The sequence below is a fragment of the Novosphingobium sp. BW1 genome (assembly GCF_008107685.1).
In the GTDB taxonomy this organism is placed as follows: domain Bacteria; phylum Pseudomonadota; class Alphaproteobacteria; order Sphingomonadales; family Sphingomonadaceae; genus Novosphingobium.
Genome location: NZ_VIRF01000049.1, coordinates 1 through 22,433, shown reverse-complemented (window position 1 = coordinate 22,433; position 22,433 = coordinate 1). Strand labels below are relative to the sequence as shown.

Annotated in this window: 17 protein-coding genes; 12 read left to right on the top strand and 5 right to left on the bottom strand. The window is 65.5% G+C overall.

Going from position 1 to position 22,433, the window contains the following annotated elements:
* The first annotated feature begins 174 nt into the window (after nucleotides 1–174).
* The 10 genes from FMM79_RS04460 (at nucleotide 175) to FMM79_RS04415 (ending at nucleotide 12,295) form a co-directional block, all read left to right on the top strand.
* Entirely contained in the window at nucleotides 175–1,452 is a 1,278-nt protein-coding gene (locus FMM79_RS04460) for a replication initiator protein A (protein WP_148626350.1), read from the top strand.
* 881 nt (nucleotides 1,453–2,333) lie between these two features.
* Nucleotides 2,334–2,684: an antitoxin Xre/MbcA/ParS toxin-binding domain-containing protein gene (locus tag FMM79_RS04455; RefSeq protein ID WP_148626349.1), complete on the top strand. Its 351-nt coding sequence runs from the start codon at nucleotides 2,334–2,336 to the stop codon at nucleotides 2,682–2,684.
* The gene (locus tag FMM79_RS04450) at nucleotides 2,647–3,261 is read left to right on the top strand and encodes an RES family NAD+ phosphorylase (RefSeq protein ID WP_148626348.1); all 615 of its coding nucleotides are present in this window, start codon (nucleotides 2,647–2,649) and stop codon (nucleotides 3,259–3,261) included. The genes FMM79_RS04455 and FMM79_RS04450 overlap by 38 nt, the downstream gene beginning before the upstream one ends.
* A gap of 217 nt (nucleotides 3,262–3,478) precedes the next feature.
* Entirely contained in the window at nucleotides 3,479–4,543 is a 1,065-nt protein-coding gene (locus FMM79_RS04445) for a glycosyltransferase family 2 protein (protein ID WP_371710808.1), read from the top strand.
* Entirely contained in the window at nucleotides 4,540–6,225 is a 1,686-nt protein-coding gene (locus FMM79_RS04440; RefSeq protein WP_240338976.1) for a glycosyltransferase family 39 protein, read from the top strand. The genes FMM79_RS04445 and FMM79_RS04440 overlap by 4 nt, the downstream gene beginning before the upstream one ends.
* Nucleotides 6,226–6,235: 10 nt before the next feature.
* Nucleotides 6,236–7,108, top strand: coding sequence for a hypothetical protein (locus tag FMM79_RS04435; RefSeq protein WP_148626346.1), 873 nt, complete (start codon nucleotides 6,236–6,238; stop codon nucleotides 7,106–7,108).
* A gap of 74 nt (nucleotides 7,109–7,182) precedes the next feature.
* Nucleotides 7,183–8,301, top strand: coding sequence for a glycosyltransferase (locus FMM79_RS04430; RefSeq protein WP_240338975.1), 1,119 nt, complete (start codon nucleotides 7,183–7,185; stop codon nucleotides 8,299–8,301).
* Between the two features lie 119 nt (nucleotides 8,302–8,420).
* Entirely contained in the window at nucleotides 8,421–10,004 is a 1,584-nt protein-coding gene (locus FMM79_RS04425; protein ID WP_148626345.1) for an NAD(P)/FAD-dependent oxidoreductase, read from the top strand.
* Between the two features lie 42 nt (nucleotides 10,005–10,046).
* Entirely contained in the window at nucleotides 10,047–10,466 is a 420-nt protein-coding gene (locus FMM79_RS04420) for a GtrA family protein (protein WP_148626344.1), read from the top strand.
* Nucleotides 10,467–10,492: 26 nt separating this feature from the next.
* Nucleotides 10,493–12,295 (top strand): hypothetical protein, encoded by a 1,803-nt coding sequence (locus tag FMM79_RS04415; RefSeq protein WP_162528442.1) that lies wholly within the window; start codon nucleotides 10,493–10,495, stop codon nucleotides 12,293–12,295.
* Nucleotides 12,296–12,387: 92 nt separating this feature from the next.
* On the opposite strand, the gene FMM79_RS04410 is transcribed toward FMM79_RS04415, so the two are convergent.
* Together FMM79_RS04410 and FMM79_RS04405 are read right to left on the bottom strand one after the other, a co-directional pair.
* Entirely contained in the window at nucleotides 12,388–14,709 is a 2,322-nt protein-coding gene (locus FMM79_RS04410; RefSeq protein WP_148626342.1) for a TonB-dependent receptor, read from the bottom strand.
* 204 nt (nucleotides 14,710–14,913) lie between these two features.
* A complete protein-coding gene (locus tag FMM79_RS04405) occupies nucleotides 14,914–16,236 on the bottom strand; it encodes a capsular biosynthesis protein (protein WP_205466478.1) in 1,323 nt (440 codons plus the stop codon).
* Nucleotides 16,237–16,553: 317 nt separating this feature from the next.
* Between FMM79_RS04405 and FMM79_RS04400 the strand changes: the two genes are divergently transcribed.
* Nucleotides 16,554–17,918, top strand: a complete 1,365-nt coding sequence (locus FMM79_RS04400) for a sulfatase-like hydrolase/transferase (protein WP_240338974.1) — start codon at nucleotides 16,554–16,556, stop codon at nucleotides 17,916–17,918.
* Here the strand turns inward: FMM79_RS04400 and FMM79_RS04395 are convergent.
* The gene (locus FMM79_RS04395) at nucleotides 17,915–18,685 is read right to left on the bottom strand and encodes an SDR family oxidoreductase (RefSeq protein WP_256376775.1); all 771 of its coding nucleotides are present in this window, start codon (nucleotides 18,683–18,685) and stop codon (nucleotides 17,915–17,917) included. The genes FMM79_RS04400 and FMM79_RS04395 overlap by 4 nt on opposite strands.
* A gap of 105 nt (nucleotides 18,686–18,790) precedes the next feature.
* On the opposite strand from FMM79_RS04395, the gene FMM79_RS04390 reads away from it, so the two are divergent.
* Nucleotides 18,791–19,405 carry a sterol desaturase family protein gene (locus FMM79_RS04390; protein WP_148626340.1) on the top strand — a complete coding sequence of 205 codons (615 nt, stop codon included), beginning with the start codon at nucleotides 18,791–18,793 and terminating at the stop codon, nucleotides 19,403–19,405.
* 143 nt (nucleotides 19,406–19,548) lie between these two features.
* Here the strand turns inward: FMM79_RS04390 and FMM79_RS04385 are convergent, their stop codons facing one another.
* A complete protein-coding gene (locus tag FMM79_RS04385) occupies nucleotides 19,549–20,751 on the bottom strand; it encodes a glycosyltransferase family 1 protein (protein WP_148626339.1) in 1,203 nt (400 codons plus the stop codon).
* Nucleotides 20,748–22,433: beta-3-deoxy-D-manno-oct-2-ulosonic acid transferase (locus tag FMM79_RS04380; RefSeq protein ID WP_371710803.1), on the bottom strand; the 1,686-nt coding region annotated here is incomplete at its 5' end. The genes FMM79_RS04385 and FMM79_RS04380, both read right to left, overlap by 4 nt.

The window sequence follows — 22,433 nt, the reverse complement described above, 5'->3', positions numbered from 1 at the left end:
AAGGAAACGGGACGCGATGTTTCCTCCAGGAAACTTTTTGGTGCAGACGAGGGCGGTCCGGGCAGTCCGGCGCGCTTCCCCCTCTCCTGCCCGGACCAAGCCCGTGACGTGTCCCTTCACGCCGTCCTTTTCGTGCAACTCCCCCCATCCCTCCAGCGCACAAGGCCCCCGTCGATGACCCGCGCGCCCAAGGCCCCCGTCAGCGAACAGTTCGACCTGTTCCTTCCCTACATCGCCGACCTCCCCTTGCGCGACCAGCGCGAAATGATGGAGCGGCCCTTCTTCAGTCTCGCCAAGTCCAAGCGGGTCAAACCGATCGACTACACAAGTCCCGACGGACAGGTGCGCGTCCACGTCTCCGCCAGTCCCGAGTACGGCATGGCCACGATCTGGGACGCGGACATCCTTATCTACTGCGCGAGCGTCCTGGCCGACATGCAGCGCCGAGGCCGCAACGATGTACCCCGCAAGCTCCACATCATGCCCTATGATCTCCTGCGCGCGATTGGGCGTCCGACCACCGGCCGCGCCTACGAACTGCTGGGACAGGCCCTCGACCGGCTTGTCGCGACGACGATCAAGACCAACATCCGTGCCGAGAACCGGCGCGAGGCAACTTTCTCCTGGCTCGATGGCTGGACCCAGCTGGTCGATGAAAAGACCGAGCGCTCACGCGGCATGACCCTGGAATTGTCCAACTGGTTCTGGGAGGGCGTGATGATGAAGGGCGGCGTGCTGTCCATCGACCGCGCCTATTTCGACATCACGGGCGGGCGCGAGCGCTGGCTCTACCGCGTGGCGCGCAAGCATGCAGGCGGGGCTGGCGAGACCGGCTTTGCCATCACCATGCCCGTCCTCTTCGAGAAGTCCGGCGCGGAAGGCCAGTACCGCCGTTTCAAGTTCGAGATGCTCAAGCTGGCCGAGAAGAACGAGCTTCCCGGCTATGCCCTCGCCGTCGAGACCGCGCGCGATGGCGAAGCCATGCTGCGCATGACCCGCGTCGACGACAAAAACGGCGCCGGCGACCTCCAGCCCTCCCCGGCGCGGCATGTCGCCCCCGGCCCCGCTTCTACCCCTGCCACAACGGCGGACACGAAAGAAACGGACGCCGCACGCCCGGCCAAGGCCTCTGTCCCGGTTTCGTCGCAAGGCTCAGGGCAAGTTTCCTCCAGGAAACACACCCGCGAGACGGCCGAGGTCTTCGACGCCTCGCGCCTTATCCGATCCACCATCACCGGCCTCTCCGATAACGCAACGCGCGGCTTCATGACCGATGAGACGATCGACACCCTGCGCGGCGAATGTCCGGGCTGGGACCTGCACGCCCTTCACGCCGATTTCGAGAGGTGGGTCGCCGCCGACCCGGAACGCACTCCGGCCAACTGGCAGCGCGCCTTCGTGGGCTGGGTCCGGCGCCACCACGCCAAGCACAAGAACCAGCTGCGCGGGTGAGGGCAGGGGGCTCCTCGATCATGAGCCCCCTCCCACACATCGTCTCCTCGGGAACGTCCAGCGAAGGCATCGCCGGGCGGCAATGCGCTTTCCACCCACCTTTCCTCCGATACGCTCGGCGTCCAGCAGGGGCCCCTGCCCCGTTCACCAAAGGCCCGTCACTTTCACAAACGGGTAGAATGGCAAGCAAGCGAGCATTCGGCACGCCCCCCTTCCGCCACATCCCAACCGCTCGGGCCACCCTGACGCCCCCATGTCGATGTCGCAGCTCGGATCGCCTGCGAACGCGCTTCCCGAATTCCATTGCGACCGATTCCAGTCCTGATGACGAGAGTAGTATCCGCCAGCGGCGGATGGTTGCCAATCTCCCATCACATCGCCAACCGAAAGGTAGCGTTGCGTGCGTTCCCGAAGTGTCGCGTCCACCTGGTCATTCCTGCCTTGGCTCGAAGCTTGCCTCGGCCTTGGCCGACGAATTGAACGACCTTCGAACACCTCTTCGAAAAAGAGTTTCAAATTGGAGGCCCCGATTCGCAGCATCGACACTCCAGGAACACATCAGAGGCCGCTTTCGACCCTTCGGGAACACAGCTTCGACCTATCGGGAACGCCACTCTCGACACGCCGGGAACGCCAGTCCGACACATCAGGAACAACCGGGTGAACGCGACTCATGGAGCAACGCCGTGCAAACCTCACAAGGAGCCTGTCTAACCTTATCTAACCTGTTTCCTTAACCCCTCTAACTTCTCCGAAGTCTCATGCGGATTAGATGAAAAGGGGGAGGGCGCCCGACCGAGAGACAAGCCCGTGAACGCAGACCATCCCACGTTCTTGCCCAAACACATGCGAGTGCATATATTCGAGCAAGGAGTGCCCCCATGCTTGCAGCTTTTCTTGACGACATTCGGGATGGCGATCTCATTGCCCCACGGCTTATGGCCGAACGCCTGCGCTTGCCGATGACTCGTCTCTCGAAGCTCGCGCATCTCAACCGCAACACGATGACCTCGCGCCCAGCCAGTCCGGCCGTGCAGGAAAAGCTAGGTCAGATTGCCCGTATCATCACCAGGGCCGCCTCGCTCACGGGTGATGAGGATCGGGCCATCATCTGGTTCAAGCACCAACCACTCCCGGGCTGGGGCAAGACACCCGAAGAGCTTGTCGAGGATGGTCTCGCCCAGGAGGTTCTCGATGACCTCGAACGGCATAGCGAAGGCGTCTATTCCTGAACCGTTCGCCTCCACCGATCACGTGACTTCCCAAAACCCATCTTATCCCCTGCTCGCGCGCGAGATAGCCTTGTGGCGCATGCTCACGATTCGTTTTCAACGCGCCCCCTGTTCCGGAGAAGGGGCGCGGCTTTATGGCGGACGCTGGAATGCAAGAGGTATTCCAGCACTCTACCTTGCCTGCGACCCCGCAACGGCGGTTGCCGAATTCTACCAAGGCCTGCCTAAACCTGGGACCCTGGCCCCTTATCGCCTCCTCGCCAGCGCCTTGGTCGATCTTACCGATGGCAAGGGCGGTGCCTGCAACGAAATGGTTGAACACGCGTGCACCGCCGCCTGGAAGGCGATGGCGACGCGTAACAGGATACCGCCAAGCTGGGCCCTCACCCGCCAGCTCATCGCCGCCGGAGCCCAGGGCGCACTTGTACCCTCTGCGCAAAATCGTGGTGGTACGTGTGTTGTGCTGTGGGACTGGCACGCGACCGGAAATGGGCCGGAACATCCCGAAGGGAAGGGCGCGGCCCTCACCTTGCTCGATCCCGAGAAAGTGCTCGAGGAACCCGCCAGAGCCCGATAAGCTATTCTCAAGTCTCATAACGATCGGAGACCATGTAGCAAAGCAAACGATTGCATCGGGAGCGATTCCACGCGATGGCCCCCCACCTGGCAATCGGCGAAGGGACTTGCGAAGGATCTGCAAGGACAGAATGCCCTCATGTCCGGGGACATATGCGAAGAACGGCAGAGCGACTTCGATTTTATGGCTTACACTTCGTTAACTCGCTTCATGGCAAGTGCCTTTGCACGGAACAGGTCATCTGTTTTCCAGAAGGCATGACAAGGGTGGGTGCGTGACGAAACTGATCATACAGATTCCGTGTTACAACGAGGCCTCAGACTTGCCCCGCACCCTGGCCGCCCTGCCGCGCGCCATTCCCGGAATAGACGTGATCGAAATCCTCGTGATCGATGATGGCAGCCTCGATGATACCGCCCAGATCGCAAGGGCTGCAGGAGTGCATCACATCGTGCATCATCGCGCCAACCGCGGCCTTGCCGCGGCTTTTCGATCCGGCATCGACGCCGCTCTGCGTGCCGGGGCCGACATCATCGTCAACACCGACGCCGACGGCCAGTACGCGGGCGAGGATATCATCAAGATCGTCCTGCCGGTGCTGAATGGCGAGGCCGATATCGTTATAGGCGACCGCGACGTTGCCAAGAACGCGCATTTCGGCCCTGTGAAGCGCAGCCTGCAGATCCTGGGAAGCGCGATCGTCCAGCGTCTGTCACAAACCCGAGTACGCGATGCCGTCAGCGGATTTCGCGCGATCAGCCGGGATGCAGCCAAGTCCATCAACATCACTACCGAATTCAGCTACACGACGGATATGCTGATTCAGGCCGGTCGCAAGCGTCTCGCGATCCACAGTGTGCCTGTTGCAACCAACGCCACGCTGCGTCCATCCCGGCTGTTCAAATCGATTCCCTACTTCATCGCGAACACCGGCATCACGATGGCCCGCGCCTATACGACCTACAACCCGCTACGAGTGTTTGTTGGAAGCGGACTTGCGATCATCCTTGTCGGACTGATCCCAATCCTGCGCTTCCTCGTCGCCTTCTTCTCAGGCGACGGTGATGGGCACGTCCAGTCGCTCGTGCTGGGTGGGGCCCTGCTTGTCCTGGGCGCGGTGGTTTCGGTGATGGGCGTCCTTGCCGATCTCATCGCAGCGAACCGCAAGCTTATCGAATTGAACCTGATCCATCTGCGCCGCATCGAGGAGACCCTCGCCATGCCGCCGGTGCACGGTCCTCTGGAAGATCACCCCTTCACGCCCGAGCGCAAGAGGGCGTGAGCGTGGACATTGCGCGCGCGCCGCGTATGCCCGCGTCCTCCATCGTAGCTTCGGCTGTGTATGAACGCAGCTGGAAATGGGTGCTCGGGGCCCTGGTCCTGACCCTGATACTTCAACTGCCGCTTGTCGTCCTGCGGGCCATCAACTGGGATGAATTCTTTCACTACAGCCAGGTCGTCAAACTGGCTAACGGCACGCTCAGCCTCCCTCTCCAGACGCTTTATACGCAGGCCTTTGTCTGGGTGACGGCGTTGCCTGGGGCAGGGGTCGATCATGTCATCCTCATCCGCCTGTTCATGCTTGGCTGTGAACTGGTGACGCTGGCCTGCATTGCCGGGCTCGCAGGGCGGTTCACCGACAGGACGACAGGCCTCCTGTGCGCCCTGGCCTATCTGAGCGCGAGCTTCATCTTCCGGCACGGGACTTCGTTCCGCTTCGATCCACCGGCCGCGGCCCTGCTGATGGGCTCGGCCTGGATCTTTGCCCGTGCCCACATGGCCCCCATGCGACTGGCGCTTGCTGCCATTCTTGCGGGCATATCGACGGTGCTGACGATCAAGACCGTCCTTTACGCACCGGTATTCGCAGGCATCGCCTGGCTGGTCTGGACGGAAAGGGGACATCGCCGCGAGGATCTCTTCAAGCTTGCCGCGCTGGCTGTGGGCGTGGTCGTGTGCGCGGGCCTGGTCTATCTGCTCCATGCCGCGAGCCTGGCCCAAGGCAGTGCACACGAAGCCGAAAGTCTGGTGTCGAATGCGGGGAGCAGCATGTTCACGCTGAGCGATCCCTTCGGCTACCGCCGCTTCATCGTGTGGTTCGCGATCAGTTCTCCACTGCTGGCAATCCCGGCCTTTCTTGCTCCCTTCGCGATCTGGTGGAGCGAACGCCCCACGGCACGGAAGATTGCTCTCACCGGCTTTTGGCTTCCGCTTACGACCCTATTTTTCTATCAGAATACAGCGCCTTACTACTATGTTTTCATGATGCCGCCGGTCGCCGTGGCCGCCAGTCCCGTGCTGGCTTTGCTGGTCCGGCGCTACGGCGCACCGCTGATGGCAGGCGCAATGCTGGCCTGTGCTGCGTTTGTTCTTGCGACCGAGCCGGAGAGCACGCTCGCCCGCCAGCGCCAGATCCAGAAGGAGGCCATGCGCCTGTTTCCCGATGGGGTCGCCTATTTTGACAGCTGCGCGATGCTGGGCGCCTTTCCCAAGGAAAACATCTTCATGACCCCCTGGGGCATTGCGAAGTACCTGAACGGACATCCGGAGACCATGGTGGAGGCCATGGAACGTGGTCCTGTCCCGCTGTTCGTTACCAACGACGCGGCGCTGGAGGAGGCGGTCACCACGCAGGGCAAGGTGGCCGCTCTCCTCCCGCAGGACCTTGCCGCCATCCGCGAAAGCTATATCCATTTCTGGGGGCCGTTCTGGCTCGCGGGGCGGGATGTCGCGGCCGGTGCAGGTCCGCAGGACTGGCACGTACACGTGCCCGGCACCTATACCGTGCGCGGCGGCGCGCTGCGCCTCGATGGGCGCGAGCTTGCCCGCGACGATGTCGTGCGCCTGACGCGCGGCGTGCACAGGCTTGCCTCCGACACGCCGGGCGTGCGCCTCGTCTGGGGCGACAGGCTCGATGTGCCGGCCTCGCCGCCGCCGTCGAAGCCCTATTTCATGCCGTTCTGAGCTGCGCGTGGTGATACGCCGGATCCCTGACATCGCGGCCCTCGATGCCTGGTGGAGCCGCTCACGGCACGTAGGGCGCCCCGTGCTGGTGTTGGCGCTGTGCCTGTTCGTGGGGGGCTGCATCTGGGCGGCAAGCCGGATGGGGCTGTCGCTGCGCGCGCTCGATCCCCGGGCGCTTGTATTGCTCGCGGTTCTGGCGCCGGTCTCGCTGGGCTACAGCGCGCTCGGGTTGAAACTGATGGCCCGCGCGGGGGGAACTTCGATCCCGTTTTCCATGGCGCTCGGCACCAGCGCGATGGCGACGATCGCGGAACTGTTACCTATTCCGGGCGGGGCGATCGTGCGCACGGGCGGCCTGGTCAAGGCGGGGGTCGGCCTGGGGCGCGGATCGGCACTGGTCCTGCTGGCGGCGGTCCTGTGGATCGCGGCAGGGGCCCTTGGCGCGGGACTTGCCGTCGTGCGCCTGAATGCCGTTGCAGGCTGGGCGCTTTTGGGGCTGGGAGCAGGTGGGGGCATTCTCGCGCTGGCCTGGTTAGCGACGCTTGCAGGGGCGCGTTTTGCCGCCACGATGCTGCTCTACCGCGTCAGCGGTCTGGCGCTTCTGGCCTTGCGGCTCAAGCTGGCCTTTGCGGTTCTGGGGGTTGTCTTTGCCCTGGTGGAGACGATGCCCTTCGTTCTGGCCACCATCGCGGGCTCGGCGGCGGCCATCGTGCCCGCAGGCCTGGGCGTCAGCGAGGCGCTGGCCGCCCTTGCCGCTTCAAGCCTGACCCTGTCGGGAGCTGCGGCCTTTCTGGCGGTGGGGGTGGATCGCATCGTGCAGGTTCTGCTGAGCGGGCTGATCGCCCTGGTCTGGGTGGTACGTGATCGGAGGCCCTTGCCGTGACAGCCTCGAACGATGGCCCTGCGAGGCCGATGCGGCTTGCGATCTGGGGGACCTATGACACAGGAAAACCGCGCGTGCGCCTGCTTATCGATGCGGCGCGGCGGATCGATCCGGACCTGACGCTGGTCAATCGCAACCCCTGGCAGGGTATCGAGGACAAGAGCACCGTGCGGGGCCTCTGGGCAAGGTTGCGGATCGCCTGGGCCTGGCTGGCCAGCTATCCGCTTCTGATCTTCGCGTATCTGCGCATGCCGCGCCACGATATCGTCCTTGTGCCCTACCTCGGCAATCTCGATGTGGTTCTGCTCTTGCCATTCGCACGGCTGCGCGGTGCACGCATCTGCTGGGACATGTTCATCTCGCTTTACGACACCATCGTCATCGATCGCAAACTCCTCCCGGAGGGAAGCTGGCGGGCGCGGGCACTCTACCATTTCGAGCGTGCTTCGGTCCGCCTCGCCGACAAGGTCCTGATGGATACCCGCGCCCATGCAGCGTACGTTCGCGATCTCTACAAAGCGCCGCCGAACAAGCTGTCCTCGGTCTGGGTGGGCGCGGAAACCGCGCTGTTCCGCCCAACTCCCATGCCCGCGCGCAGCGGACCCGTCGAGGTGCTGTTCTACGGACAATTCATCGCCCTTCATGGGCTCGAAACGCTGATCGATGCGATCGATCTCATTGAGGCATCGCCCCCCAGGGGCGACGGTCTCGCATGCCGTTTCACGATCGTGGGCACGGGACAGGAAGCCGCGGCAATTGATGCCCGCATTGCCCGGCAGGGACTTCGGAACCTGCGCCGAATCGACTGGGTCGACTACACCGAGCTGCCCGACCTGATCGCGACGTCCGACATCTGCCTTGGCATTTTCGCCGGCGAAGGAAAGGCGGGGCGGGTCATTCCCAACAAGATGTTCCAGATCCTTGCTTCGGGGCGTGCGCTGATCACGCGCGACAGTCCCGCCGCGCGTGAGCTCGTGGAGCCCGGGGCGGCCATCAGGCTCGTTCGCCCGGCCGACCCGCGCGCGCTCGCCGAGGAGGTGGTAGCGCTTGCCCGCGACTTGCGCGATCCTGTGCGCGGGCCGCACGTCGCGGCGCACGCCGCGAAGATGCCCGCTGTCGACGAGAAACTGGTCGCGCGGCAACTGGCGTCCTGCCTGCGCAGCCTGCTCCAAGGGCATGCTGCCGGGCCGTGATCTGGCGTGGCGAGGTGTGCCGACGCCTGCAGGGATATTTCCGGAGCACTGCGCTATTTAAGGATAAATTAAGGATAATCTCGCAGGGTCGCACCATGGATTGCGGCACAGAGGACGTTATGAGTCAGGATGCGAAGTCGACTGTCGATGTGGCGGTCATCGGGGCAGGGCCGGCGGGTTTGACGGCGGCCTATCAGCTCACCAAGCTCGGCTATGACGTCACCGTGATCGAGCGGGACGAAAAGGACGTGGGCGGCATCAGCCGCACCGTCGAATACGAGGGGTTCCGTTTCGACATCGGCGGGCACCGCTTCTTCTCCAAGAGCCAGGAAGTGGTGGACCTGTGGAACGAGATCCTGCCCGATGACTTCATCCAGCGCCCGCGCATGAGCCGCATCTACTACGAGGGCAAGTTCTACAGCTATCCGCTGCGTGCGTTCGAGGCGCTGTGGAACCTGGGCATCTGGCGCTCGACCCTGTGCATGGCAAGCTACGCCAAGGCCAGGCTTTTCCCGAACAAGACCATCCGCAGCTTCGAGGACTGGACCACCAGCCAGTTCGGGTGGAAACTCTATTTGATCTTCTTCAAGACCTACACCGAGAAGGTCTGGGGGATGCCCTGCGATAAAATGTCGGCGGACTGGGCGGCCCAGCGCATTAAGGGCCTGAGCCTGGGCAAGGCGGTGCTTGATGGCCTGAAGCGTTCACTTGGGCTCAACAAGCGGCCCAACGATGGCTCCAACGGGCAGGCCAAGACTCTGCTTGAGACCTTTCGCTATCCGCGCCTTGGCCCCGGCATGATGTGGGACGCGGCGCGCGATCACGTGGTGGCCGGGGGCAACACCGTCCTCATGGGCCATTCGCTCAAGCAGCTTTCGCAGGACGAGGCGGGGACCTGGCGCGTGACCGCAACCCGCGCGAACGGAAGCGAGACCGCGATCCACGCCCGCCACGTCATCAGCTCGGCTCCCATGCGCGAGCTCGCCTCGCGCCTCCACCCGCTGCCGGAAACGAGCATGGAAGCCTCTGCGCTCAAGTACCGCGACTTCCTGACCGTGGCCCTGATGATCCGTTCGGACGACCTCTTCCCCGACAATTGGATCTACATCCACGATTCGCAGGTCCAGGTCGGGCGCATCCAGAATTTCCGCAGCTGGTCGCCCGAGATGGTGCCCGACCCCTCGCTCGCCTGCGTGGGTCTTGAGTACTTCTGTTTTGAAGGCGATGGCCTGTGGTCCTCGAGTGACGAGGAACTGGTCGAACTCGCCAAGAAGGAAATGCAGATCCTGGGCCTCGTCGATCCCGAGACGGTCGTGGGCGGCTGCGTGGTGCGCCAGGAAAAGGCCTACCCGGTCTACGACGACAGCTACGCCGAGAACGTTGCGGCCATGCGCGGCGAACTCGAAGCGCGTTACCCGACGCTGCACATGGTCGGGCGCAACGGCATGCACCGCTACAACAATCAGGATCACGCGATGATGACCGCGATCCTCTCGGTCGAGAACATCGTCGCGGGCGAGCGCATCCACGACGTGTGGAGCGTCAATGAGGATGCCGAATACCATGAGAGCGGCGAAGAGGGCGAACGCACGCCGATCGAGGATCTTCTTCGCGCCAAGGGCAAAGCCACGATCGCGCCTGACCGCGCTGCCGCGCTCAATTCCGAACGGGCCGTTCCGCGCTCGATCAACCGCGCGGCCTGAGGGTGCGGATTCGGGGACATGGCAGGGGGAGCGCCTGACACGATGAGGACGCAGGTCCGGCGCCTGGGACGCAGCCGCTTCGTGCGCTACGCTCTGGTCAGTCTTGCCGCGCTGGCGGTCGACATGGGCGTGTTCCTCGTCTTGTTGAAGCTGGCGGTGTCTGCAACGCTGGCTGCCGTACTTGGCTATGCCGCAGGTATCCTTGCCCATTGGCTGGCTTCGAGCCGGATGATCTTTGCCGACAGACTGGCGGCAAAGGGGGCAGGGCGATTACGCCAGCAGTCCGGTTTCCTGGTCTCAGCGCTGGTGGGGCTGGGCGTCACCGGGGCCACGGTCTGGCTTTGCGGTCTGGCGGGTTGGGACGCCCGGCTGTCCAAGCTCGCCGCGATCGTCCTGAGCTTCCAGTTGACATGGCTCTTGCGCAAGCATGTCGTGTTTCGCCCGATCCCGCGCGCGATCTGAACCAGGGGAATGAGAGTTTGAGCGTGATGCCGCAAGCTGAAGGCATGGCCCTGCGTGCGCAGGAGCGGTCGGGCCTCTTTGCCCGCGTTGCCCTGCCGACCTGGCTTTTCAGTCTTCTCGTGCTGGGCACGGTGTCCTGGCGACGGGTCCTGGAGATGCGTTTCCAGGACCCGGACGATCTGCTCCGCATGGTCGAGGTGCGCGACTGGCTCAATGGGCAGGGCTGGTTCGACGTTACGCAGTACCGCATGAATGTGCCCGAGGGTGCTCCCATGCACTGGTCGCGCCTGGTCGATCTGCCGATTGCCTTTGTCATCGAGATGCTGCGCCCATTTGTGGGGATGGCGATGGCCGAAATCGTGGCTGCGGCAATTGTCCCGCTCCTGACACTGCTGGTTCTGCTGTCGGTGGTTGCCCGGTTCGTTGACGGCCTGCTGGGACGCCGTGCGGCCTTCTTTGCGTGCCTGATGGTACCGATCACCCTGTCCGTGATCCTTCAATTCCAGGTCTACCGCGTCGATCACCATGCCTGGCAGATGGTCTGCGCGGGCGCGATGATGCTGGGCGTATTCCTGCCCGTGGCGCGGCGCGGGGGTACAATCGCGGGCGTTTCGGGAGCAATCTGGCTCACCATTTCGCTCGAGGGCCTGCCAATGGTGGTCGGAACGCTTACGGCCCTGGGGCTGGGCTGGCTGCTTCAACGCAAGGGCGACAGGGACGGCACCCGCATTGAGAGCGCGGCGCTGTCCTTGGCGCTGACGACGAGCTTGCTGTGGCTCGCAACCCGTCTGCCGCAGGGGCTCGAGATCTGGTGCGATGCCGTCTCGGCCTATCATCTCGCCACCTTCGCCGCTGCGGCTTTGGGGATCTGGCTTACGCGCACGCTGGCACGCGGGCCTCTCACACGGTTTGCAGGTCTTGCGATCAGCGGCTCTGTGTGTGCTCTTCTGCTGGCCGTTCCGGCGCCGCAATGTGTAACCGGGGCCTTCAACGACCTGCCGCCGCTCGTCCATCGCTACTGGTACGAACAGATATCCGAGGGTCTTCCCATCTGGCGCCAGGACTGGAGCCGGATCGTGACCATGGTGGCGCTTCTGCCGATCTCGGTCTGGGGGCTGGTGCTGCTGTGGCGCACGCGGCGCGAGGAGCGGGGCGACTGGGCGATGTATGGCGGGCTGCTCGGCCTTGCCGTCGCGATTTCCTGGCTTGTCGCGCGGGCCGACGGTGTCGCGATGATCCTTGCCATTGCGCCTGCAAGCTACGTGGTCGACCGGCTTCTCTCGCGCGCACGTCAGTTGAGCATCGCTCCCTTGCGCATCCTCGCGACGACGAGCGCCATCCTGCTTCCCTTCGTCCCGTTGCTCCTCTTGAACAGCCTCATCCCGTCCGAAGACACGCACGAGGCGATCCGGGAGCGCACGGCAGAGCGCGAGGAAGATTGCCTTGCGCCGACGCGTTTGCACGCGCTTGGAGCCCTGCTCGACCAGCGCGGAGGGGGACGTAACATCATGGCGCCGCTCGACCTCGGACCCGCACTGCTGTTTTCGACCGATGCCACGGTGCTTGCCAGCAGCCATCACCGCAACAAGATCGCGATGAACGACGTGATACGCTTCTGGATGGCCTCACCGGCGCTGGCCCGCCAGATCGTGGAGGCGCGCAGGAGCGACTACGTCCTGTTCTGCCCCGGCATCTCCGAGCCGCGAACCTACGCAGGTGCCGCGCCGCAGGGCATGATGGCGCGCCTTTCGAAGGGGGAACGTATCGATTGGCTCGAGCCGGTGCGCGATCCCCGCCTGGGGGGCCTGCGTCTCTATCAGGTCCGCTGAAGGGGCACATCGTGTTCCCCCCTTGCCCCTGAATGCAAAGAGCGCGGCCAGGAATACCCCCCGCCGCGCTCTTCCCATGTTTTCGCGTCAGCTCAGAACTCGTAGCCGACGGTCACGCCGTAGGTGCGCGGGGGCATGAGCGTGCCGCCGATGGTGCGGCTTGTCGCAACAGCATAGCTGCCACCCCAGACCAGCTTGTCGAAGACGTTCTTGACCCAGGCGTTGACCGAGAGCTTCCCGTCCGAGTGGCGGTAGCGCACGTTGGCATCGACCATGGTGTAGCCATCCTGCGCCAGGCGGTCGTCGTTGAACTCGGTGTGGTACTGCTTGGCGCGGTAGGCGATGTTGGTGCCCAGTTGCACGCTCGCGCCATCGTCGAGCGGGATGCGGTAGGTCGGGTTGAAGTTGAACACCCACTTTGGGCTCATGCGGGTGTAGTTGCCCGAAAGGTCCGAAGGGGCGACCTGGCTGCCGCCGGGGCCAAACAGGTTGGGATCGAGCGGGTCGGTCGAGAAGAAGTTGGTGAACTTGGAATTGAGGTAGGCGCCCGAGAGATCGAGCATGAGGGCAGGGGTCGCCTGCCAGCGGAACTCGACTTCCGCGCCATAGGCCCGCGAGGCGGCCGCGTTGTCGAGCGTGCTGGCGAAGAAGGGCGGGTTGGGGATCGGGAAGGAGCGCTGGAACTGCCCGTTCTTGAGTTTCTGGTAGAACACCGCGAGGTTGCTCTGCAGCGTTCCGGCCGAATACTTGATGCCGCCCTCGAAGGCCTCGACCTTCTCCGGGTTGACGAAGGGCGTTTCGGCACCGGGCACGCGGCGCGAACCGATCTCGGCGGTGCCCGACTTGAAGCCGCGCGACCAGTTGAAATAGAGCATCACGTCGTCGTTCGGGCGGTACTCGAAACCGGCCGAGGGCGAGAAGTCAGTCCACGACTTGCTGGTGTCCCACTGCAGCGCATCGAGATTGAAGCCGGTCGCCGCGGTGCCAATGCCGGTGTTGTTGGCGAGGTGGCGTTTTTCCCACGAATAGCGGCCGCCGACCTTGACCGAGAATTCGTCGGTGAGGTCATAGGTGGCGTTGGCGAATACCGCCCAGGTCTCGACCCCGAGCTTGCCATCGAACTGGACGCGGAAGGGGTCGGAGTTGGTGAGCACATCGAAGCCGATATGGTTCTCGATCCGGATGTTTTCCTTCAGGTAGAAGGCCGCGACGATGGCGTGCAGACGATCGGTCTCGATGCTGGCCTGGATTTCCTCGCTGAACTGGTCCTGCCACACCGGCTGCCAGTGGTTGGCGCTGGTCTGGACCGGGCCGGTTTCGGCGAGCGGGTAGCCAAGGTAACTCGACATGTCGAAGTCATGGAAGAAGTACGCGCGGAAATTGCGATACGAGGTCAGCGACTTCACCGAGATCACGTCGCTGGCATCGTAGTTCAGGATGCCGGTGAAAGCGTACTGCTTGCGGTCGTTGATGGGATCGAAGTTGGTGTTGAGGTTGCGCACCTTGCGGGCGAAGCTCGCCTGGCTGCCATCGGCGTTGGTGCGCTGGCCGAGCGCGGTGAGGCTGGGCACGGTGGTGCCCGGGAAGGACAGCTCGCGGAACTTGATGGCGAGCGCGTGGTCGTCCTCGGTGTGCAGCTCGCCGGTCAGCAGCAGCGAGAGCTTCTCGGTGGGCTGCAGCATGAGATGGCCGCGCACCGACCACTGCTTGGCGTTGTCGATGTCGTTGCCGGTGTACTCGTTGTAGCCATAGCCCTCGCGGTCGATACGCTGGACGGCGAGACGGGCGAGGATGCCATCGGTGATCGGGCCGCTGATCGCCGCGTCGGTCTGCAGCAGGAAGGCATCGCCGCCGATGGTCTGGCGCACATAGCCCGAGAGGTAGTCGGTCGGCTTGGCGGTGATCAGGTTGACCGCGCCGCCGGTCGCGTTGCGGCCGTAGAGCGTGCCCTGGGGGCCGCGCAGCACTTCGACGCGTTCAAGATCGAACATCGAGCCGAGCTGGGCCTGGGGCAGCGAGACGACCACACTGTCGACATGCAGCGCCACCGAGGGGTCGACGCCGGGCAGCGAGCTCGACAGGCCGATGCCGCGGATGAAGAGTTTGGCGAAGTTGAAGTCGTTGCCGAAGCTGATCGAGGGGACCAGTGTCTGCAGGCCTTCGAGCGAGACGGTGTTGTTGGCGGCAAGCTGTTCGGTGTTGACCGCTGCGACCGAGAGCGAGACGTCCGAGAGGGCCTGCGCGCGCTTCTGCGCGGTGACGATGATCTCGGTCGAGCTGACGGTTTCAGGCACCTGAGCGCTCTGCCCCTCGTCCTGCGCGAGGACCGGCTGCGCCGCGAGGGCCAGAGCCGTGGAACAGGAAATCACGCTAGCGCGCGCCATCAGGCGTGCGGATGCACGGGAAATAGTCATCAGGAACCCCTCCTTGAACCGGACACTTTGCGTGTCCTTTGCGCTCTACTTGGCGCTGTCCGGCATTTAGGCGATTCGAGGGGGGTAAGCAACAAGATTATAATGCGTGATAGTAAAACGCAAGAAGCTTAACAGGCTAATTAATCGCTTTTAGGCAAGTATCTAGGCAGAACAACGTGTTGCCGGTGGGCCTTGCAGGCCTGCTTACTCGGGAAGCAGGCCCTTGCCTTCGAAGCGGGCGACGGCGTGGCGCACCACCTTGTCCAGCGCCTCATCCGAAAAGAACCCGCCCGGTATCAGGCAGCGTTCAATCAGCACCCGGCGGAAGGCCGCGAACGTCTCGGGATCGGGGGCGACCGGGTTGGTCCAGAAGGCGTCGATCCCGTCCTGGAAGGTGATGTCGGGGATGTCGTAGACGGCATGGCCAAGCACCACCACAGGGATGCCAAGCGCGAGCGCCAGCGTGCCGCTGGTGCTGTTGATCGTGACCGTGCCGCGCGCGCGGGCTGCCACCGGCACGATGTCGCCCCAGCCCATGTAGTCGACCCGGTCGGCAATGCCGAACAGCGCGGCAAGACTGGCGGTTTCCTCGCGCCAGTTGCGCACGCCGTTGTCAAGGGGATGCTCCTTGACAACGAGACGGGCCTCGGCGGGCGCGTTGCGGGCAAAGGATTCGAGCACCAGGCGCAGCGCGTCGGCGACCCCTGCGAAGGGGGAGTGCAGGCGGATCTGCGCGTCGCTGTCGAGCTGGAGCGGGAACAGGAAGTAGGGCGTCGGAGCAGCTTCGAGCCGTTCGATCAGCGCCGTTGCGCGCGCGCGCTTGCCCTTGCCGCGCAGGAGCTTGCGCAGCCAGCCCATACCCTCGACCACCGGGTGCCAGGGGCGGTGGTTGGTCCAGTGCGGGTAGGCCCGGCGGGTGAAGACGTCGGCGCAGTTGTAGAGCAGCCCTTCGAGCGCGCGGCGGCGGAACGAGGAGGGCACCTGTTTGTGCTCGGGTACCGGCGGCAGCGTGGCGGCAGTCGCGCGGTACCATTCGGGATCGCGTGGCAGCAGCGAGTGGCCGTTGACCCCGCCCAGTTCGAGCGTCACCCAGTCGGGCCGGATGTAGCCTTCCTCGAAGACATGCACGGGAATGTCCAGTTCGCGGCAGACCGCGGTCGCGGCAAGGTGGTGGACGCGGCAGTCGCCGAACAGGACGACGTCGGTCACGGCCTTTTCCTGAAGGATCGTACGCAGCGCCGTGGGCCAGTCGCTCAGCGAGCCGCGGTATTCGATCCCGCCGGGCAGGCGCCAGAACAGCCGATCGCCGCCGTTGAAGTTGACCTTGTGGACGGCATGTCCCTGGCGCAGCAGCTCCTGGCCGAGGCGGCGGAAGAGGGGGCCCATGAGCCCTTGCAGGAGGAGAACGCTGCGCGGCTCGGAAGGTGAGGCCGGGGGCGATGGGGTCGCCTGCGCGCTGTCCCGTCCTCGGGGGGCGTGCTCGGCCACGTCGCAATCCGTGGCCTGTTTCTGGGTCGAGATATACATGTCTGCCCTTCCGTTACGCCTCTCATCTTGTGAAACCAAGAACCGTCACAAACGGTTCACCGAATTAGACGGGGACAGTGCGCTGCGGCCTTGACCAAGCGTCAAACAGATCGCACCAGCTTGGCCACGATGATCGACACTTTTTCCTCTGCCGCCAGATGACTCATGTAGCTCCGATTCTGGGCGGGTCGGCTTTCTTGACTGCTGTTTTTTGGCTCGACGCTCTGGTACGCCCGCGTCGAGAGGCGCCCCCTCGACCGTGGCGTTCGGCACGAGGCAGCGCGCTGCTGCTCTTATTGAGCGCCATGGTTTGCGGAATGTTTCTGGCGCTCTGCGGGAGTGTCCTTGTGTCCGCGGTGCTGGCCCTGGCGTTGCAGGCGCTGCTGGCGCTGGCCTCGAACGCGAAGCGGGCGATGCTGGGTGAGCCGCTGCTGTTCTCCGACCTCGCGTTGATCGGGGCGATCTTTCGCCATCCGCAGTTCTACCTCTCCGCGCTGAAGGTTTGGCAGAAGCTGGCGATCGGGCTGGTGGCCGCGGCGCTGCTGGTGGCGCTGGCCTGGCTCTTCGTGCCCGATCCGGCGGTGCATCTGTGGGGGGCGGGCCTGGCTCTGGGCAGCTTTGCGGCGTTAGCGGCGATCCTGCGCTTGCCCTCGTTCCGCGCACTGGCGCCCGAGCCGGATGCGGTCGCGGACGTTGCGCGCCATGGCCTTTTGCCCACCTTGCTGCTGCACTGGCTGCGTTGGCGGGCCAGCGCCGACCCGGCTCCGTGCCCGGCGCCCAAACGGCTCTCCGCGCAGGCCGACCCGGACCATCCCGCGCCGGACTTGCCCGCGCCCGAGGTCATCGTGGCCGTGCAATGCGAATCGTTTGCCGACCCGGCCGAGCTGTTCGGGGACCGGGCCATGGCGCTTCCCGGCCTTGCCGCGGCGCGCGCGCAGGCTTGGCAGTGGGGCGATCTGCAGGTCAGCGGGTTCGGGGCCTACACCATGCGCACTGAATACGCCGTCCTGTTCGGTCGCGAGGAAGAGGCGCTGGGGTTTCGCCGTTTCGATCCCTTCCTGACCGCGCTGGGGGAGGCGTCCTACGCGCTACCGCAGCGTCTGGGTCCCGAGCGCTGGCGCAGCCTTTTCGTGCACCCCCACGACATGCGTTTCTATGGCCGTGACCGGATACTGCCCGCGGGTGGCTTCGCCGAGCTGGTGGGCGAGGCGCACTTCGATCCGCCGGGCCCGGGGGAAGGGCGCTATGTCAGCGATGCCGCGATCACCCGTGAATTGCTGGCGCAGGCCCGCTGTGCGCAGAGCGCCTCCTTTCTCTATGCGGTCACGATCGAGAACCACGGACCCTGGTCGTCGGCCAAGGGCAACCGGGCCGAGCATCTCGTGGAGGGGTATCGCGAGCTTGTGGGCAAGAGCGATGCGATGCTCAGCGAACTGACCGACGGACTTGCCGCGCTGGAGCGCCCTGCGATGCTGGTCTTCTTCGGCGATCACCGGCCCAGCATTCCGGGCGCGAGCGAACCGGGCGGGCCGCGCCACACGCCCTATGTCGTGCTGCGCTTCGATGCCTCGGGGCAGGTCGTGCCCGGAGCGAACAGCCGCCGTGACATCACCCCGGCGGCGCTGCATCACGCGATCCTCGAAGGCGCGCTCGGGCGCGAACAGGACGGGGCCCGAACCTAGGGCGCCATGGCGCGCAGCAGACGCGCACGCACGGGGCCCGGCAGCGTGCGGTCGACGAGGTGGAGAACGCGAAAGATCCACGGGGTTACGTAGGTACCCCGTCCTTCACGGGCAGCCTGCGCAATGCGCCGCGCGGCTTCGTCCACCTCCAGCAGCATGGGGGGAGCGCCCGAAGCCTCGCGCCGGCCGGGTGTCGCAAGGAAGCCTGGCACTGCGAGCGTTACCTGGACGCCGCGCGGTGCCACGGCAATGCGCAGCGCCTGCGCGAAGCGGGCCAGTCCGGCCTTGCTGGCTGCATAGGATGCGGCGAAGGGCAGCGCATGGTGGCCTGCCGCCGATCCGATCAGGACGATGCGCCCTGTGCCGCGCTCGGCCATGCGCGCGGCGAGCGCGCTTGCCAAGGCGGCGGGCGCGGCGAAGTTGACCTGGGCGAGGCGCAGGACCTGCTCGGGCGGCTCGACCAGTTGCCCTGGCGCGCAGGTGTCGCCGAGCCCGGCGACGAGGTAGGCCAAGTCGATGGGAGCCCGTGCATCTGCGGCCCGCAGCGCGGCCAGCGAGGCCGATGTATCCTCCAGATCCTGCGCGAGGATGCCCACCTTGGCGCCGGCTTCGCGGCAGGTCCGGGCGATTTCCTCAAGTTTGTCGGTATCGCGTCCCCACAAGGTGAGTTCTACGCCGGGCACGGCGTGCAAGCGGGCGAGGGCTCGCCCGAGGTGCCCGGATGCGCCGGTCAGAAAAATCCTTTTGGGATCAGATATATAAATCAATTTGTTGTCACTTCTGAACTTATCCGTATGTCCAATAGCAATCTGCCCGAACACAAGCTGTTATCGCTTGACAGCGACACTGCGCTTCTGTCCAGACTTGGCGTAATGAACAAAGGTCCCGTCTCAAACCATACACGCCTGCGTCTCTTCCAGAATGCCTGGTTGGAGCGGCTTACGGTGGTGTCCGCATTCTGGTTCGGCCTGACCTGGGCGGTGCTGTTGCCGCTGATCGGACTTGCCGGGTGGGGGGCGGTCGGCCCGCTGACGGGGCTGGGCCTTGTGGCGCTCGGCCTCGCCGTGTGGAGCCTGTTCGAGTACGCGATGCACCGCTACCTGTTCCACTGGCAGACGCAGATTGCGCCAATCCGCTGGGTGGTTTTCCTGATCCACGGCAACCATCACGAACAGCCCGACGATCGGCTGCGCAATCTTATGCCTCCGATACTGAGCATTCCCATTGCGCTGTGCGTCTGGGGTGTTTTCGCGCTGGTCATGGGCCGGGCGAGCGCCTGGCCGTTCCTGGGCTTCATGATGGGCTACGTGGCCTATGATCTCGTGCACTACGCCTGCCACCAGTGGCCGATGCGCGGGCGCCTGGGCCAGGCCTTGAAGCGCCATCACATGCGCCACCACCATATCGACAAGCACGCGAACTACGCCATCACCGCGATCTTCTGGGACCGTGTCTTCGGCAGCGACGTGCGCTCGTTGAAGCGCTAGAGGTGAATTGACTTAAGGGGCGATCGCCCCTCGCCCCCCAAATGGGCGATCTTGCCTTCCACAGCCACGGCGGCGCGCGAAGGGTGCGTCAGACCGTTTGGGGAACCCGAGGGCAATGGCCCTCGGGACTGCTAATTCCTTCTTCAACTGCGCAAGCTTTCGATGGCCCGGCGCGCGATCTCCATATGCGCGCTCCAGTCGGGGGCGTGCCAGTCGGGCAGGCGTTGCATCTGCGCCTGATAGCGTTCCCCCGACGCCGCGTAATCGAGGATTGCCGCGCACCAGCCCGGCCCGTCGAGCGGGTCGCGGTAATCGGGGACGGGACCTCCCACTTCGCGGTGCGCCGCGATGTCGCTGGCCAGAACCGGCATGCCCACGCTCAGCGCTTCGGCGATGGGCATGCCGTAGCCCTCGGCAAAGGAGGGCATGAGCAGGGCGCGGGCGCCGCGCAGCAGCGCGGCCAGTTCGCTATCGGGGCAGCCGTTGATCTCGGTGACATGGTGTTTGAGCGCGTCGCAGCGCTCCAGAAGATCGAGGATCTGCTCGTTCTCCCAGCCTCTGCGGCCAACCACGACGAGGCGGGGAACCTGCTCGGCGGGAAGGGTCTCGGCCATCTGGCGCCAGAGGTGGAGCAGCAGAAGGTGGTTCTTGCGCGGCTCGATCGTACCCAGGCACAGGAAGTAGGGCCGGGCGTCGGCAAAGGTGTGGGCGGGGGCCTGTGCGACGGGCTCGGTGCCCAGCAGCGCGACGTGGATCGGGGGCACGGCTTTGCCCTGCTGCTCAGTCCAGCGGGCAAAAGACGCGCCGGTCGCGGCCGAGTTGGCGATGACGGCGTCGGCGTGGCGGGCGAGCGTGGTCATGCGCCGGGCGTGCAGCGCGGCGCCGCCGGGCCGGGCGTACTCGGGAAATTCGATGGGGATGAGGTCGTGGACCAGCGCCAGCAACCGGGTGCGTTCGCGCGAAAGAATGCGCCGCACCTGCTCGGTCCGGGTCAGGTGGTGGGGAGAGACCTGGACATAGACCCCGCCCGCCCCGTCCGGCGCGGGATCGGGGCGGACGGGGCGCAGCGCCCTGAGCCAGGGTAGGACGGAGATGAGCGAGCGTTGGCGCGCGCTCTCGTGGTCCTCGGCCCAGCGCCGTTCCAGCTCGTCGAGGTAGGCGAGTGCAGCCGCGCGCTGCAACCGGCCATAGGCACCGACGGGGTGGACGGCGGCGAAGCTCAGTTCCTCGCCGTAGTGGGCGAGGAGCCCGCGGGCATAGGCCATTTCTACCCGGTCCACTCCTGAGGGCGTGACGTGGCGGACGCGCGAAATGAGGCGCGAGATGTCGAGAATGAGATCGGTCAAGGGCGCCGGCTCCCGGTGCGATGGCGCAGGCGGCGGCGCAAGGCGGCCATCGCGCGCCCCTGCGCGCGGCGCACCGGGGCGATCCAGCTCTGGCGGTTGACCGCGCGGTTGCCCGCCATCCGCGCGACGAGTGTTTCGGGCGGGCAGGGCAGGCCCGTTACGGGATCGAGATAGCGTGGATAGAGGATGAGAACGCCCGCGACGAGTTCATCGTGCGTGAGAGTGCGCCCGCGCCGCTCAGGGGTAGGGGCGAGGTCGCGGGTGAGGCCCCATCCGGCGTAGAAGGGGGTGCCGTGGCAGGTGACCTCCCGCCCGCGCATCAGTGCTTCGAAGCCGGTGAGCGAGGTCAGCACATGGACCGCGTCCACCGCATCGAGAAGGGCGGCCATGCTGCCGCCGCGTACGATGTGGTCGGCGTATCGGCGGGCCGCAGTGTCGTCGATCGCGCCGACGCGGTGCCCGGCATCGACGTCGGGATGGGGGCGCCACCAGATCTCGGCGTCGGGCTCGGCCGCGCGCACGCGGCGCAGCAGTTCGAGGTTGGAGGCCAGGCCGTGGCCGCCAGCGCGCACCGACATGTCGTCCTCGACCTGGCCGGGGACGAGCACCACGCGGCGTCCCACCTGACGCTCGGGCAGGGCAGTGCCTTCCTTGCCCGCGCCGTACTTGCTGATCCCAGCGGCGATGATCGTGTCCGACAGCGCGCGGGCCCGTTCTAGCACTTCGGGCGGGAAGGGGTGGGTTGCGAGAATGTCCTCGAGGTCGCTGGGGCCGGTCGGATCGAAATGGATGCCGCGCCGGTCGACGACGATCGAGGAGGGCGGCACGAGGTTACTGCCAAGTCCCACCGAGCGTACGAAGCCGTCCTCCACACGCACCAGCGGCACGCCTTTGGCGCGGGCCTCGGCCAGCAGCGCGGCCGACACGCGCGAGGGCCAGATGGCGAGCGCGCCGCCCGCCCGGTGCGCGGCAGCGAGCGCCTTGCGGGGATCGGAGAGGATGCGTAGGCGATGCTCGGGCGTCCACAGGAAGCGGCGGATTTCGGTGCGCTTCCACCAGGCCATGCCGCAGGCGGCGACCAGCGCCTGGCCCTTGACGCCCCGGTTCGCGTCGATCACCTGGCGCCAGTCGGCCAGCAGGGCAAGGGCGGCTTCGGTGGCGAGTTCGCCGTCGCCGAAAGGATCGCGCAAGGGGATCGAGAGGAGCTGCGCGGCACGGGCGTCGAGTGCCTCGTCGCTGTCCCCCGGAACGCCGAAGAGGCCGGGGGACAGCACGGTGACGGGAACTCTGGCAATGCGGGCGAGCGCGATCCAATCGTCGTCGCCATGGGCGTGCAGGTGCCCGGCGCCGGGGAGGACCGACCAGGGATCTACCTCGCCGCGCCATTGCGCGCGCGCGCCATTGGCAAGCGCTTCGAGCGCGGGGTGCAGGGCGGTGTCGGCCGCGACCCACAGCGCGCCGTGGGTGCGGGCGGCCTCGGTGCGCGCTTCGGGGGCGAGCCGGGGCAGATCGGACAGCGCTCGCGGGCGCAGGACTACGCCGGGCGCGCGCTCGAGACCGGCCGGAGGGAGCCAGAACGCGCCGCCGACCCGCGCAGAGCAGGTGCTCTCGAACAGCCGGGCGCGCGCCTCGCCCGATGCCACGTGGGACAGCGCGGGCGGGGCCGGGGTTGCCGTGGCATC